Origin of the sequence: Eubacterium sp. ER2, from assembly GCF_000765215.1 — a bacterium.
GTDB lineage: Bacteria > Bacillota > Clostridia > Lachnospirales > Lachnospiraceae > Claveliimonas > Claveliimonas intestinigallinarum.
On sequence record NZ_JPJE01000019.1, the window covers coordinates 1 to 14,405 of the forward strand.

General features: G+C 53.8%; 14 protein-coding genes and 1 pseudogene. 10 read left to right on the forward strand and 5 right to left on the reverse strand.

Going from position 1 to position 14,405, the window contains the following annotated elements; all coding sequences use genetic code 11:
• The first annotated feature begins 477 nt into the window (after positions 1 to 477).
• Positions 478 to 3,099 carry a bifunctional acetaldehyde-CoA/alcohol dehydrogenase gene (adhE, locus tag NI21_RS0107330; RefSeq protein WP_033125599.1) on the forward strand — a complete coding sequence of 874 codons (2,622 nt, stop codon included), beginning with the start codon at positions 478 to 480 and terminating at the stop codon, positions 3,097 to 3,099.
• A gap of 73 nt (positions 3,100 to 3,172) precedes the next feature.
• Here adhE and NI21_RS0107335 read toward each other — a convergent pair whose 3' ends face one another.
• Positions 3,173 to 4,207, reverse strand: coding sequence for a 3D domain-containing protein (locus NI21_RS0107335; protein ID WP_052084002.1), 1,035 nt, complete (start codon positions 4,205 to 4,207; stop codon positions 3,173 to 3,175).
• Between the two features lie 166 nt (positions 4,208 to 4,373).
• Here NI21_RS0107335 and NI21_RS0107340 point away from each other — a divergent pair, with 166 nt between their 5' ends.
• The 9 genes and pseudogenes from NI21_RS0107340 to mutY all read left to right on the forward strand — a co-directional run bounded on the left by NI21_RS0107340 (position 4,374) and on the right by mutY (position 11,599).
• On the forward strand, positions 4,374 to 4,964 hold the full coding sequence (locus tag NI21_RS0107340) for a hypothetical protein (RefSeq protein WP_033125600.1): 591 nt from the start codon (positions 4,374 to 4,376) through the stop codon (positions 4,962 to 4,964).
• The gene (locus NI21_RS0107345; protein ID WP_033125601.1) at positions 4,945 to 5,829 is read left to right on the forward strand and encodes a Cof-type HAD-IIB family hydrolase; all 885 of its coding nucleotides are present in this window, start codon (positions 4,945 to 4,947) and stop codon (positions 5,827 to 5,829) included. The genes NI21_RS0107340 and NI21_RS0107345 overlap by 20 nt, the downstream gene beginning before the upstream one ends.
• 13 nt (positions 5,830 to 5,842) lie before the next feature.
• Positions 5,843 to 6,670 carry an undecaprenyl-diphosphate phosphatase gene (locus NI21_RS0107350; RefSeq protein ID WP_033125602.1) on the forward strand — a complete coding sequence of 276 codons (828 nt, stop codon included), beginning with the start codon at positions 5,843 to 5,845 and terminating at the stop codon, positions 6,668 to 6,670.
• A gap of 138 nt (positions 6,671 to 6,808) precedes the next feature.
• Positions 6,809 to 7,582 carry a basic amino acid ABC transporter substrate-binding protein gene (locus tag NI21_RS0107355; RefSeq protein ID WP_347562469.1) on the forward strand — a complete coding sequence of 258 codons (774 nt, stop codon included), beginning with the start codon at positions 6,809 to 6,811 and terminating at the stop codon, positions 7,580 to 7,582.
• 19 nt (positions 7,583 to 7,601) lie between these two features.
• Positions 7,602 to 8,294 (forward strand): amino acid ABC transporter permease, encoded by a 693-nt coding sequence (locus tag NI21_RS0107360; protein WP_033125604.1) that lies wholly within the window; start codon positions 7,602 to 7,604, stop codon positions 8,292 to 8,294.
• On the forward strand, positions 8,284 to 9,030 hold the full coding sequence (locus NI21_RS0107365; RefSeq protein WP_033125605.1) for an amino acid ABC transporter ATP-binding protein: 747 nt from the start codon (positions 8,284 to 8,286) through the stop codon (positions 9,028 to 9,030). Before NI21_RS0107360 ends, NI21_RS0107365 begins: the two co-directional genes overlap by 11 nt.
• A 139-nt stretch (positions 9,031 to 9,169) precedes the next feature.
• Positions 9,170 to 9,823, forward strand: a complete 654-nt coding sequence (locus tag NI21_RS0107370) for an HAD family phosphatase (RefSeq protein WP_033125606.1) — start codon at positions 9,170 to 9,172, stop codon at positions 9,821 to 9,823.
• Positions 9,824 to 9,829: 6 nt separating this feature from the next.
• Positions 9,830 to 10,522: pseudogene (gene sfsA, locus NI21_RS17250) on the forward strand (DNA/RNA nuclease SfsA); the annotation flags it as partial.
• Positions 10,511 to 11,599: an A/G-specific adenine glycosylase gene (mutY, locus tag NI21_RS17255; RefSeq protein WP_347562470.1), complete on the forward strand. Its 1,089-nt coding sequence runs from the start codon at positions 10,511 to 10,513 to the stop codon at positions 11,597 to 11,599. The pseudogene sfsA and the gene mutY, both read left to right, overlap by 12 nt.
• 103 nt (positions 11,600 to 11,702) lie before the next feature.
• Here the strand turns inward: mutY and NI21_RS0107380 are convergent, their stop codons facing one another.
• From NI21_RS0107380 to NI21_RS0107395, 4 genes are all read right to left on the reverse strand, one after another.
• Positions 11,703 to 12,272 (reverse strand): DUF4230 domain-containing protein, encoded by a 570-nt coding sequence (locus NI21_RS0107380; RefSeq protein ID WP_033125608.1) that lies wholly within the window; start codon positions 12,270 to 12,272, stop codon positions 11,703 to 11,705.
• 22 nt (positions 12,273 to 12,294) lie between these two features.
• Positions 12,295 to 12,717, reverse strand: a complete 423-nt coding sequence (locus NI21_RS0107385; protein WP_033125609.1) for a bacteriohemerythrin — start codon at positions 12,715 to 12,717, stop codon at positions 12,295 to 12,297.
• A 78-nt stretch (positions 12,718 to 12,795) separates the two neighbouring features.
• On the reverse strand, positions 12,796 to 13,458 hold the full coding sequence (locus tag NI21_RS0107390; RefSeq protein WP_033125610.1) for a phosphatase PAP2 family protein: 663 nt from the start codon (positions 13,456 to 13,458) through the stop codon (positions 12,796 to 12,798).
• A gap of 110 nt (positions 13,459 to 13,568) precedes the next feature.
• Complete coding sequence (locus NI21_RS0107395; protein WP_033125611.1) at positions 13,569 to 14,399, reverse strand: glycerophosphodiester phosphodiesterase; 831 nt, start codon at positions 14,397 to 14,399, stop codon at positions 13,569 to 13,571.
• Between the last annotated feature and the right edge of the window lie 6 nt (positions 14,400 to 14,405).

The window sequence follows — 14,405 nt, forward strand, 5'->3', positions numbered from 1 at the left end:
TTTATAAGAAAATATGGGAGTTGGCATTTTGGCAAAAAGAGTGGTGCTGGAGCTAGGGCTCCAGCACCACCTTTGTCTACAGTCTGAAAAGAGTTCCAGTGGAACTCTTTTTTTATGCTGCAGCTGCCCTGCTCAGTTCTGTCCAGATCAGAGGGGGCAATGGGGAATATAAATTGTTATAGTTGTGTCAAAGTTCGTGAAAAGAGCTAATTATTTACAGTTAATTTATTGTTAAATAATATACTTTTTGAAATAGTAGTTACAAATCAGATAAAATATGATAGAATACACTCACTGAAACGAAGAGCGAACGATAAAGGAGGGCAGTGGAAAAAAGAAGCAAAGTCATTGAAAAAACAGAGAGAGAAATATTTGTTAAAAAAATATCAAAAAGTTATTGACAAATATTTAACGAACCTGTATACTAAACCCAGGTTGAAGAAAAACAACGAAAAACTATTTACGGAGGAAACCAAAATGGCTAAAAAGAAAGAAGAAGCGGTGGTACCAACATTTATCGACAGCGTGGAAGCTCTCGAAGCAAAGATGAAAGCAATGAGAGAAGCCCAGAAGGTATTTGCCACCTACACACAGGAGCAGGTAGACAAGATTTTCTTTGAGGCAGCTATGGCGGCCAACAAGATGCGTATCCCCCTTGCAAAGATGGCAGTGGAGGAGACAGGACGTGGTCTTGTAGAGGACAAGGTCATCAAGAACCACTATGCGGCTGAGTATACATACAATGCATACAAGCACACAAAAACCTGCGGCGTGTTCGAGGAGGACAAGGCCTACGGCATCAAAAAGATCGCTGAGCCTGTGGGACTGGTAGCCGCTGTTATTCCGACTACAAACCCGACTTCTACAGCAATCTTCAAGACACTGATCTGTCTGAAGACAAGAAATGCGATCATCATCAGCCCCCATCCGGCTGCAAAGAAATGTACGATCGAGGCTGCTAAGGTTGTTCTGGATGCCGCTGTAAAGGCAGGAGCACCTGAGGGAATTATCGGATGGATCGATGCTCCGTCACTGGAGCTGACAACAACTGTTATGAAGGACTCTGACCTGATCCTTGCGACAGGCGGTCCTGGAATGGTGAAGTCAGCATACTCTTCCGGAAAACCGGCAGTGGGCGTTGGACCTGGAAATACACCGGTCATCATCGACGAGACAGCTGACATCAAGAACGCAGTAAACTCCATCATCCACTCCAAGACATTTGACAATGGTATGATCTGTGCTTCCGAGCAGTCTGTGACCGTTCTGGAGAGCATTTACGAGGAAGTAAAGAAAGAGTTCGCTTACCGCGGATGCTACTTCCTGAAGCCCGGCGATGAGCTGAACAAGGTCCGCAAGACCATCATCATCGACGGCAAGCTGAACAACAAGATCCCCGGAATGTCAGCCGTGAAGATTGCGGAGATGGCAGGGGTGAAGGTTCCGGCTAATACAAAGATCCTCATCGGCGAGGTTGAGTCCGTGGACATCTCCGAGGAGTTCGCTCACGAGAAGCTGTCTCCTGTACTTGCCATGTACAAGGCAAAGACATTTGACGAGGCTCTCGAGAAGGCAGAGAAGCTGGTAGAGGACGGCGGATACGGCCATACATCAGCGCTGTACATCGATCCCTCCGAGACAGAGAAGATCGCAAAGCACTCTGCTGCAATGAAGACCTGCCGTATTCTGATCAACACACCTTCCTCTCAGGGCGGTATCGGTGATCTGTACAACTTCAAGCTTGCGCCATCCCTTACTCTTGGATGCGGTTCCTGGGGCGGAAACTCCGTATCAGAGAACGTTGGAGTAAAACATCTCATCAATATCAAGACAGTGGCCGAGAGGAGAGAGAATATGCTGTGGTTCAGAACACCAGAAAAGATCTACTTTAAGAAAGGCTGCATGCCGGTTGCCCTGGACGAGCTGGGAACCATCATGCACAAGAAGAAAGCATTTATCGTAACAGATACTTTCCTGTATCAGAACGGCTACGTGAAACCGATCGAGGAAAAACTGGACCAGATGGGTATTCAGCATACATGCTTCTACGAGGTAGCTCCGGACCCGACACTGCAGTGCGCACAGAAGGGCGTGGAGCAGATGAAGGCCTTCGAGCCCGACACCATCATCGCTCTGGGCGGTGGATCCGCAATGGACGCCGGCAAGATCATGTGGGTAATGTACGAGCATCCGGAAGCAGACTTCGCTGACATGGCCATGGACTTCATGGATATCCGCAAGAGGGTATTCACATTCCCGAAGATGGGCGAGAAGGCTTACTTTGTAGCCATCCCCACATCCTCCGGTACAGGTTCCGAGGTGACACCTTTCGCCATCATCACAGACGCGACAACAGGCGTAAAATGGCCTATCGCTGACTACGAGCTCCTGCCTGACATGGCAATCGTGGACGTGGACAACATGATGACACAGCCCAAGGGACTGACATGTGCATCCGGTATCGATGTTATGACACATGCCATCGAGTCCTACGTATCCATCATGGCTACAGACTTTACAAAGGGTCTCTCCATGAAGGCTGTCAAGATGGTATTTGACAACCTGCCGTCCGCATACGAGAACGGTGCGAAGGATCCGAAGGCCCGCGAGGCAATGGCCAACGCTTCCTGCATGGCTGGTATGGCGTTCGCAAACGCGTTCCTTGGCCTGAACCACTCCATGGCTCACAAGCTGGGCGCTTTCCATCACCTGCCGCACGGTATCGCAAACGCTGTGATCCTGACAGAGGTTATGAAATACAACGCAGAGGAAGTTCCGACAAGAATGGGAACATTCTCACAGTATCAGTATCCACATGCACTGGCAGACTACGCAGAGCTTGGACGCTACGCAGGCTGCAAGGGCAACACAGATAAAGAGGTATTCGACGACTTCATCGCAAGACTGGAGGATCTGAAGGAGAAGATCGGCATCAAGAAGTCCATCAAGGAGTATGGCATTGACGAGAAGTACTTCCTTGACACTCTGGATGAGATGACAGAGCAGGCCTTCAACGACCAGTGTACAGGTGCAAACCCGAGATATCCGCTGATGAAGGAAATGAAAGAAATCTATCTCAAATGCTATTACGGCAAATAGTTTTTCTCATAAGTTTTTCTCACAAAGAGAAGGCGCTCCGAAAGGGGCGCCTTCTGTCTATTGACTGCTCTTTTTAGTTTGCCAGATACACCTCCGCGTAATAGACGCCGCATGCCAGTGCCGTGGAGTGGTCGTTTACAAAAATGTCGATCACATTTCCCTTGATGGCGCCGCCGGTGTCCTCAGCGGTGTACACATGTCCGTTTATAATAACCTGTGAGCCAAGAGGAATAACGCTCGGATCCACTGCAATGGTCCGTCCCGCTGTGGGAACTGTGCCGCTTGCCGTGTGGCTGCCGCCCCAGCTGCCTGTGCAGTAGAAGCAGGGGCAGTAATGGGTGATGCGGAAACGGCCAAGGCTCTGCTTGCCGTCTGTGGAAACGCTGCCGCCTCCTGTCTGGCCGCTGCCTGAGCTTCCTGACGCCGCCTGCTGTGCCTGCTGCTGGGCTGCCGCCTGTGCCGCTGCCCTCTGCTGAGCAAGCAGCGCTTCCGCCTCCTTTGCCTTCTCTATCTGACTGCTGTACTCTGAGATCTGATCGGATTTGTCGGAAATCTGCTGCTCAAGCTCTGCCTGCTTTGTGTTCAGCTCCTCCTCCATATCTGCCAGGGATGTCTGCTGCTCCTTGAGGGCATCTCCCTGCTTTTTGATCTCGTTCTGGGTATTCTCCAGCTCCTTGAGCATCTCCCGGTCGTATTCGCTTACGTTCTGAACAAAGTCTGTCTTGTTCAGGAAATCTGCCATGTCTTCCGCTGAGCAGAGAAGCTCAAGGAATGTGGTGTCCCCCGCCTCGTACATATATTTGATGCGGAGCTTCATGGCTTCGTACTGTTCCTCGCCTTTCTTCTGTGCTTCATCCATCTGTTTCTGGGTTTCTTCCATAGCAGCCTGGGTCTCTTCCATCTTGGCGGAGAGCTCCTCTATATCGCTGCTGAGACTATTCAGTTCCTCGTTCAGGCTGTCCACCTCGTCCTCGAGGGCGCCCTTTTGCTGTTCCAGTTCTTCCGTAGAAGGTTCTGCGTATACCAGAGTGCCGGTACACCCCATGGCTGCGACACATCCGGCCACAACGCCGGCCCGCAGCATGCGCTTGAATTTCGTACTCATCATATATACATTTCCTTTCTCTCGGCGAGTTCCGCACGTCCGCTTACAAATTTTTGTATATCCGAACGTCTAACTATTATACAACAAATTGCTTTATTTCGCAAATTTTGTTATGATGATTTAAGAATAATTTTATAGAATAGAACAGATCCGGGAGGGAGCGGTGTTTATGAAAAAATACGAAGAAGAAAAATACAGAATGGAAAATATAGAGGACAAGATTTATCCCTGGGTGAAGGAGGAGCTGCGTGACAGCCATGCCCTGAACGGGAAAAATATTTCCGAGAAGGACACGCCTCTGATTTCTTTTGTTGGAAATCTCACGGTGCTTCTGGTCATACAGAGGGGGGAGGACGCATATGAGATCATAAAGGACAATATGCTGCCGCCGGACTGCGATATAGAGAAGCTCTACTACAGGGCGTGTGAGAACCTGGCCCGGGACGTGGAATTTGTCTTTGGCCATACCTGGTACGGGGGATACGCCGTCCTGGCGGACGGACACCACGAGGCCAGCTCCCTGTGCCTGCGGCATATATGGGATGTGTGCGTGCAGAAGCTGGACGATGACCTGGTGATCATGGCGCCTTCAAAGGACATGGTGCTCTTTGTGCCGGCAGGGGACGAGGAGAAGCTTGCCAGGATGATCGAATTTGGCAGGGAGGCCTACGAGAGGAGCCAGGACAGGGTGAGCAGAAGCCTGATGGTCTTTACGAAAGAAGGAAAGGAATTACTGGCATATGACGAAGTGCAGCACTAAGGGATACAGGATAAAAATGGTCGGGCTGGATATGGACGGCACCCTCCTCACAACGGAGAAAGAACTGACAGAGCACACAAAGGAGGTTCTGCTGGAAGCTATTGACAGAGGGGTCACAGTGCTCCCGGCCACGGGCAGGCCGCTGACAGGCATCCCGGAGGAGGTGCTTAAGCTTCCGGGGGTGCGCTACGCGGTGGCCTCCAACGGAGCACGGATCGTGGATCTGAAGGAGGACAGGGTGATCTACGAAGGCCTTGTCTCCTACGAGACAGGGAGCAGGGTGCTGGAGATATGCAGCCGCTATGACGCTCTGATGGAGATTTACTATGACGGCGTGGGCTATGCAGATGAGGAGAAGCTGAAGCGCATCGATGAGTACGTGCCCAAAGCGCCCATGGCCCGTTATATAGCAGGTTCCAGATGCCCGGTGGAGGATGTGATGGCCCTGTTTGAGGAGCGCAAAGCATCCACCGACAAGGTCCATGCTCTGTTCCGCACAAAGGAGGAGCGTGAAAAGGCCTGGCAGGAGGTAGAAAAAGAGGTCCCGGATATTGAAATAACAGGCGCTTTGAGCAATAATATAGAAGTAAACGCAAAGGGCGTGAACAAGGGCCGAGGTCTTCTGATCCTGGGAGAGCTCCTGGGCATACGCCGGGAGGAGATCATGGCAGTGGGGGACGGCTCCAACGACATTGCCATGCTCAGAGAAGCGGGCCTTGGCGTGGCCATGGAAAACGCCACAGATGAGGTGAAGGCAGCGGCGGATGCGATCACCCTCTCCAACGACCGGGAGGGAGCCGCGGCGGCCATTGAAAAGTACGTTCTGCGGGATCTGCGGCAGAATGAGGAGCATGATAAAATTTAAAAGGAGATAGCATATGTTAGATATTATCAAAGTCATAATCCTGGGCATTGTGGAGGGAATTACCGAGTGGCTTCCGGTCAGCAGCACCGGTCATCTGATCCTTGTGGGAGATCTCCTGCAGCCGAACTTAAGCGATGCCTTTATGGAGATGTTTAACGTGGTCATCCAGCTGGGCGCCATCATGGCGGTGGTGGTGCTCTACTTCCACAAGCTGAACCCCTTCTCGCCGAAGAAGACGAAGAAGCAGAAGCTGCTGACCTGGCAGATGTGGATCAAGGTGCTGATCGCCTCTGTTCCGGCGGCAGTGGTGGGACTTCTGTTCAACGATTACCTGGACGCCATCTTCTACAAGCCGCTTCCTGTGGCGGTGATGCTGATCGTATACGGTGTCCTCTTTATCATAGTGGAAAACAGGAACAAGCATGTCCGCCCGAAGGTGACAAAGATATCGGAGCTGTCCGTCCAGATGCTGATCTGGATCGGTGTGTTCCAGATGCTGGCCCTCATTCCCGGTACGTCCAGATCCGGGGCTACCATCGTGGGCGCGCTGATGATCGGCATTTCCAGGGGCGTGGCTGCGGAGTTTACCTTCTTTCTCGCCATACCGGTCATGTTTGGAGCCAGCTTCCTGAAGCTGATCGGCTTTGGACTCTCCTTCACAGCGAAGGAGGCGGGGCTGCTGCTTCTCGGATGCGTAGTATCCTTTGGCGTGTCCATAGTGGCGATCAAGTTCCTGATGGGCTATATCAAGAAGCATGATTTCAAGGTTTTCGGCTATTACAGGATCGCTCTCGGCGCGGTCATCATTATCGCGGCTATCGTTCAGATGATCATTGCATAAAAAACTGGTGGTTTTTTCTATAGATTATATAGAAAAAGCCACTTGTTTTTTATTCTGGACATGTTAGAATATTTACTGACGTGTATCTTTATGCATTAATAATGAAAAAATATATTCTGGAGGGAAAGAATTATGAAGATGAAAAAAGTTTTAAGCATGCTGCTTGTCGCTGTGTGCACAATGGGACTGGCTGCCTGCGGAGGAAGCTCTGAGGGCGGATCAGAGGACAGCGGTGACGACACACTTGTCATGGCCACAAACGCGGAGTTCCCGCCCTACGAGTACCACGAGGGAGACGAGGTTGTGGGCATTGACGTGGACATTGCGTCAGCCATTGCCGAGGAGCTTGGCATGGAGCTGAAGGTAGAGGATATGGCATTTGACTCTATCATTCCGGCTGTCACAAGCGGAAAGGCAGACATCGGAGCTGCCGGCATGACCGTTACACCGGACCGTGAGGAGAGCGTGGCATTTACAGATACATATGCTCACGCTACACAGGTGATTATCGTAAAAGAGGACAGCGACATCACCGGACCGGACGATCTGGTTGGAAAGACCATCGGCGTACAGCTTGGAACGACAGGTGACCTCTACGCCACAGATATCGAGGATGCCACAGTAGAGCAGTACAACAAGGGATTTGAGGCTGTGCAGGCCCTGACGCAGGACAAGATTGACGCGGTTATCATCGACGGCGAGCCGGCCAAGGAGTTCGTGGCAGAGTCCGAGGGGCTGAAGATCCTGGACGAGGCATTTACCGAGGAGGACTACGCTATCGCGGTTGCCAAGGACAACACAGAGCTGGTAGACAAGATCAACGATGCGCTGGCTACTCTGAAGGAGTCCGGCAAGCTGGATGAGATCATCGCAAAATATATCTCCGCGGACAGCGAAGCTGGCGCTGAATAGGGAAGAAAAGGTGTAAGAGATGTTGCAGGATTTGCAGTCAAAATTTGTAAATAATTTTATAACGGACAATCGGTGGCAGTATCTGACAGACGGCCTGATCGTGACCTTGCAGATCACGCTGTGCGCCGTCATCCTGGGCATTGTCCTTGGATTTCTGGTGGCCATTGTGCGCTCCACCCACGACCGAACGGGAAAGCTGAAGATACTGAACGCCCTGTGCAATCTCTATCTGACCGTGATCCGGGGAACCCCGGTAGTGGTACAGCTTTTGATCATCTATTTTGTCATCTTCGGGAGTACGGATATCAGCAAGGTCATGGTCGCGGTTATGGCCTTCGGTATCAACTCCGGAGCCTACGTGGCGGAGATCTTCCGATCCGGCATCATGTCCATTGACAACGGGCAGTTTGAGGCGGGCAGGAGCCTTGGATTCAATTACCGCCAGACCATGTTCTATATAGTCATGCCCCAGGCGTTTAAGAACGTGCTGCCGGCGCTGGGAAATGAGTTTATCTCCCTTCTGAAGGAGACCTCTGTATCCGGCTATATCGCCCTGCAGGATCTCACAAAGGGAGGCGACATCATCCGGAGCAGGACCTATGACGCGTTCATGCCTCTCATCGCAGTGGCGCTGGTCTATCTCGTCATGGTGCTGATATTCAGCAGGCTGGTAAGTCTGCTTGAAAGGAGGCTGAGAAACAGTGATCACTAACGGAGAAGTGCTCATAAGAGTCGAAGATGTACATAAGGTGTTCGGAGGCGCTCTCCACGCGCTGAACGGCGTCACCACCGAGATCCGCAAGGGGGAAGTGGTGGTCATCGTGGGGCCCTCCGGCTCCGGAAAGTCCACCTTTCTGCGATCCCTGAACCTTCTGGAGGTTCCCACCAGCGGACATATCTATTTTGAAGGTGTGGATATCACGGACAAGAAGGTGGATATAGACAAGCACCGCCAGAAGATGGGCATGGTGTTCCAGCACTTTAATCTGTTCCCCCACAAGACCATTCTGGAGAACATCACGCTGGCCCCCATCAAGGTGCTGAAGAAGAGCAGGGAGGAGGCCGAGAAGCAGGCCATGGAGCTCCTGCAGCTGGTTGGCCTTGAGGAGAAGGCCCATTCCTATCCGTCCCAGCTCTCGGGAGGACAGAAGCAGAGGATCGCCATCGTGCGCTCTCTGGCTATGGAGCCGGATGTGATGCTCTTTGACGAGCCCACCTCCGCCCTGGACCCGGAGATGGTGGGAGAGGTTCTGGATCTGATGAAGCAGCTCGCGAGAGACGGCATGACCATGGTGGTGGTCACCCACGAGATGGGCTTTGCCCGGGAGGTGGGAACCAGAGTGATCTTCATGGACGCCGGACAGATCCGGGAAGAGGCAGAGCCGGAGGAGTTCTTTACAAATCCGAAAGAGCCAAGACTCCGGGAATTCCTGTCAAAGGTGCTTTAAAAGGTTTCCTGAATAGAAAAAATGCAGCGGATATACATTTTTCGGAGTGTATATCCGCTTTCTCGTAGACAAACCATTTGACATTGCGCGGGAAAACGTGGACAATAGAATAGATTTTATGGAAGGGAGGGCAGATAGTATGATAAGAGCAGTCCTGTTTGATATGGATGGCACGCTGATCGACACGGAGAAATACCTGACCCGGTTCTGGCGGCAGGCCGCCCGGGAGCACGGGGTGGAGATGACGGTGGAGGACTCCTGCATGCTGCGCAGCTTTGCCAGCCGTTATGCCAGCCGGTGGTTTGCGGAGCGCTTTGGGGAGGAGGCGGACTACTGGGGGATCAGAAAGCGGCGCAAAGAGCTGATGAGCCGGCATCTGAAGGAGCACGGGGTGGAGAAGAAGCCCTTTGTGGACGAGACCCTGAAGGCCCTGAAGGAGGCCGGATACCTGCTGGCCGTGGTGACCGCCACGGACGAGGAGAGGACCCGGCAGTATCTGATGGAGACGGGGATCATAGAGTGGTTTGACAGGCTCGTGTGCGCCACTATGGTGGAGAGGGGCAAGCCCTATCCGGACGTGTACGAGTACGCCTGCCGGCAGGTGGGCTGTAAGCCCCAGGAGTGTCTGGCCGTGGAGGACGCCCCCAACGGCCTTCGTTCAGCTCTGGGGGCCGGCTGCCATGTGGTCATGGTGCCGGACCTGACGGGAGCGGGCGAGGAGCTGGAAGAAAAGATAGACGGGGAGCTGAAGAATCTCCGGGACCTGCCCGGATTTCTTGAGAGGATGGCGTGACAGAGTATGAGATACGAGAGAATACAGGAAGGAACATTCCTTGAGCGGCCCAACCGGTTCATCGCCTATGTGGAGATAGAGGGCGTAAAAGAGACGGTTCATGTGAAGAACACAGGCAGATGCGCGGAGCTTCTTGTGCCTGGCGCCAGGGTCTGTGTGCAGAAGTCGGATAACCCTCAGAGGAAGACACAGTGGGATCTGATCGCCGTGTGGAAGGGAGAGCGGCTCATCAACATGGACTCCCAGATACCCAACGCCCTTGTGAGGGAGTGGCTGGAGGAGACAGAGGAGGGCCGCGCCTTTCTGCCCGGGATCACCTATCTGAAGCCGGAGTACACCTTTGGAAATTCCAGGATCGATCTGTACGCCGAGGCGGGAGAGCGGAAGATCCTCATCGAGGTGAAGGGAGTCACTCTGGAGGAGGACGGCGTGGTGCGCTTCCCGGACGCACCCAGCGAGCGGGCGGTGAAGCACATGGAGGAGCTGTCCGCCGCAGTCAAGGAGGGCTGGGAGGCTGTCGTCTTTTTTGTAGTGCAGATGGAGGGGGTGGACTATTTTACGCCCAACATGGACACCCACCCCGCCTTCGGGGAGGCTCTTAAGAAAGCGGCGGCAGGGGTGCGGGTGACAGCCTGGGACTGCCATGTGGAGCAAGAGAGCATCTCCATCCGGAGGGAAGTGCCTGTGGTGCTGGGGGAGAGGATCCTCTATGAAATCCGGAAGCCTCTGGTGGACTGGTACCGGAAAAATAAAAGGGAGCTCCCCTGGCGGGAGCACCCGGACGCTTATCGGGTGTGGGTGTCTGAGATCATGCTGCAGCAGACCCGGGTGGAGGCGGTGAAGCCCTACTACGAGCGGTTCCTGGCGGCACTGCCGGACGTGAAGGCGCTGGCGGAGGCGCCGGAGGACGTGCTGCTGAAGCTGTGGGAGGGCCTGGGCTACTATAACCGGGTGCGGAACATGCAGAAGGCGGCCCGTCAGATCATGGAGGAGTACGGGGGTGTGTTCCCGGACAGGTATGAGGATATCCTTTCCCTGTCGGGGATCGGGAGCTATACGGCGGGGGCTGTCAGCGCCTTTGCCTACGGGCTTCCCCGGCCTGCGGTGGACGGGAACGTGCTGCGGGTGGTCTCCCGGCTTCTGGGCAGCAGGGAGGACATCATGAAGGCCTCTGTGAAGCGGAAGACGGAGGAGGAGCTGCAGGAGGTGATCCCCGCCGACGCGGCCAGCGACTTCAACCAGGGGCTCATCGAGCTTGGGGCGCTGGTGTGTCTCCCGGGCGGAGAGCCAAAGTGCGTCCAGTGCCCCCTGGCCCACCTGTGCCGGGCAAAGAGAGAGGGGATCCAGAGTGAGCTGCCGGTGCGGACAAAGGCAAAGAAACGCCGGGTGGAGAAGAGGACTGTCTTTATCTTCCGGGACGGGGACACGGCAGCCATCCGAAAGCGCCCGTCAAAGGGACTTCTGGCAGGGCTCTATGAGCTCCCCAACGTGGAGGGGCACCTGACCATGGAGGAGGCGGTGGCCTACAGCAAGGACATCGGCCTTGTCCCTGTCCGGGTGAAGAAGCTGGGTGAAGCCCGGCATATCTTCAGCCATGTGGAGTGGGACATGGTGGGCTACCTGGTGCAGGTGGATGAGCTGGAGAAGTCCTGTCGGGAGGAGATGATCTTTATCCATCCAAGGACCGCCCAGGAGGAGTACGCCATCCCCTCCGCCTTTGAGAAGTACGCCGGGTATCTGAAGATCCGGCTGGGAAATGAGAGATACAGGGAATGAGACAGGATGATACGGGAAATATAAAAGCTTTCGCAGAGGTGTCTGCGAAAGCTTTTAGTTTAGAACAACATTTACTTGATACGATTTGACACATGGCAGGGGGCTACTGGATGTGCAGCGTGTAGCCGCCGTCCTCTGTGACCGGAGCCAGAAGGGTCTCGATCACGGTCTGGGCCTGCTTCTTGGCCTGGGCCAGGATGTCGGTCTGCGTGGCCTTGGCCTGGGCGTCCTCCATGGCATAGTCCATGGCCTTTACCGTGTCCTCCCTGTCGGTCCAGTTGAAGAGAGCAAACTGCTCATCGTAGAACTCCAGGGAGTCCGGGTCGATGGTGATGTCCTGGACGGCAGGCTCCGGGAGGGTAATGCTGATATCACGGCCGCTGATCTCCACCTGGGCGTTCTCAAGGTCGATGCCCGCACTGATCTGGGCGTCGTAGATCATGGAAAAAGCCTTTTTATTGATGAGGGGGATGTCACCCTCCTCGTATTTGACAAGCCCTCTGTATTCCAGGCGGGCGGTGGTGAGGGAGCTGCAGCGGGTCAGCCGTTCCTCGATGGAAGTAGCGCTGACAGTCACCTCCGGGCCGCTCTCCAGAAGTCGAGAGGCCAGAAAGCCCACGGCAATGAGGGCGATGGCCGCCACCAGAACAAGAAGGCCCTGTATCTTTTTCATCGGTAAGACTCCCCTTTGCGGTTTACAGGCGTTCGTTGTTCTCACGCATGAATTTGTACTCAGCTACAGAACGGTCAAATCCCTGGATGTGTACATAGAGCCACTCGATTACCTTCTCCTGCACCTTGGCAACGAAAGCCGGTGAGGGGCCTTCCTCCTCCTGCAGCATGTCCTGCAGGTCAGCGATGGTCTGCTTGAAGATGTCGTGCTGCTCCTTGTGCTTCTGGAAGCCGGGGTAATCAATTTCTCTCTGAAGCTGCTCCTCAGCGGAGAAGTGATAGTTTGTGTAGTCCTCCAGATAGTCCAGCGTCTTGACAGCAACAGCCTTGTCATTACTCTGCTCGCAGCTCTCCATCACCGCGTTGATCTTCTCGATGAGCTCCTTGTGCTGGGAGTCGATCATCTCATTTCCTGTTACAAGGTTATCTGTAAATTCTGCGTACATAATTATTCCTCCTTAAAGTAAGCATTATTATAATAAATTATAGCAAAGGCATCCCTTTACCGCAAGGGATGCCTGCGTTTATGTTGGCTGATGGGAGAGGCTTGGAGCCTTTTTCCCGGCAGGCACATACACGAAAGAGTAGATTACGCCTGCCATAACCATGGCTGCAAATACATCTGTCACAGAATGCTGCTTCAGGAACAAGGTGGACAGGATGATGAGTCCTGCCAGCACGTAAGCCGCAGGCTGTACCCACTGTTTTTTCCGAAGAGCGTGGCTGTGCCCGATGGCGAAGGCCGCGCCCAGGGAGTTGAAGACGTGGATGCTTGGCAGCACGTTGGTGGGGGTGTCTGTCTGGTACAGCCATCTCACCGCGTCCGTGAATATATTGTCCCGCGGGAAGGTCTCCGGCCGGAGAGCCAGACCGTTGGGAAAGATGGTGCAAATGATAAGAAATATGGTCATGCCTGAAAACATGAACGTACACATCCTGTAAAAACCCCGTCTGTCCGTCAGGAAAAAGTAGGCCCCTGTGACTGCGATAAACACAAACCAGAGAAAATACGGAATAATGAAATATTCCACAAAGGGTATATAGTCATCCAGCGGAGAGTGGATCAGGTAATAGCCGCGGCGCACATGCTTCTCCAGCCAGAGGAACCAGGGCATGTAGATGAAGCCGTACAGCAGTACCCAGGCATGACGGTACTTTTTAATGAAGTTTTTTGCCTTTTCAAACATATTGATACGTCCTTCCGATCTGATGCATGATCTCCATATAAAAGTTATATTTCCAGTTCAATCGGATTATAACACGAAAAAAATTATTCAACAAGGCGCTTCACTGTTTCTTAATAAAATTCAGCTTCTTTTTCAAAAATCTGCATTTCATACCCGGAAATACCTCTTCTCATGGCGTTTTCAGAGTTCAGCGTCCACACTGCGACAGGCGTCCGGAAGAGGACCCGGCACAGCCAGACGCCTGGCTCCGGCAGATCCTTCAGCTTATAGGAGATGAAGTCCGGCCTGCCCAGGAAATTGGACAGCATGTGCTTCACAAGGAACCGCAGGATGTAGGGCGCCGTGTCGTCGTCCGCCGTCAGGTTGGAGGACAGCTGGCCTCTCAGGATGTGGGGCGCGTGGAGTCGGAACCAGCGAAGCCCCAGCGTGTTGAAGGACTGGATCAGGCAGGGGCCTTTGTAGCCTTGCAGGAGCTCGCAGGTCTTCTCGCAGAGCTTCATGGATCTGCCGGGCAGCTTTAGCTCGATGAGGAGGGGAACCCGCCCGTCTACACAGGAGAGCACGTCGGCAAGAAGAGGGATCCGCTCGGCCGTGTGCTGGAGAAACAGCTGCTTTAACTCGCTGTAGGTGTGGGACTCCACGGAGCCGGGAACCCCGCAGACCCTCTCAAGCGTGTCGTCGTGGAAGACGGCCACCTGGCCGTCTTTTGTCAGGTGCACGTCCAGCTCGATGCCGTAGTGGCAGTCCAGGGCGGCTCTGAAGGCGGCCAGGGAGTTCTCCGGGATTTTCCTGGCCGCACAGTGGTAGCCCCGGTGGGCAAATTTGGTCTTCATGAACCTGCGCATCTCCTGCAGCCGGGACCGGCGGGGGGAGATGGAGAAGAGATACAGGGCCGCCCCGGCCGCCAGCAGGGCGATGAAGATTAGAAGATAGATGGACATGGTATT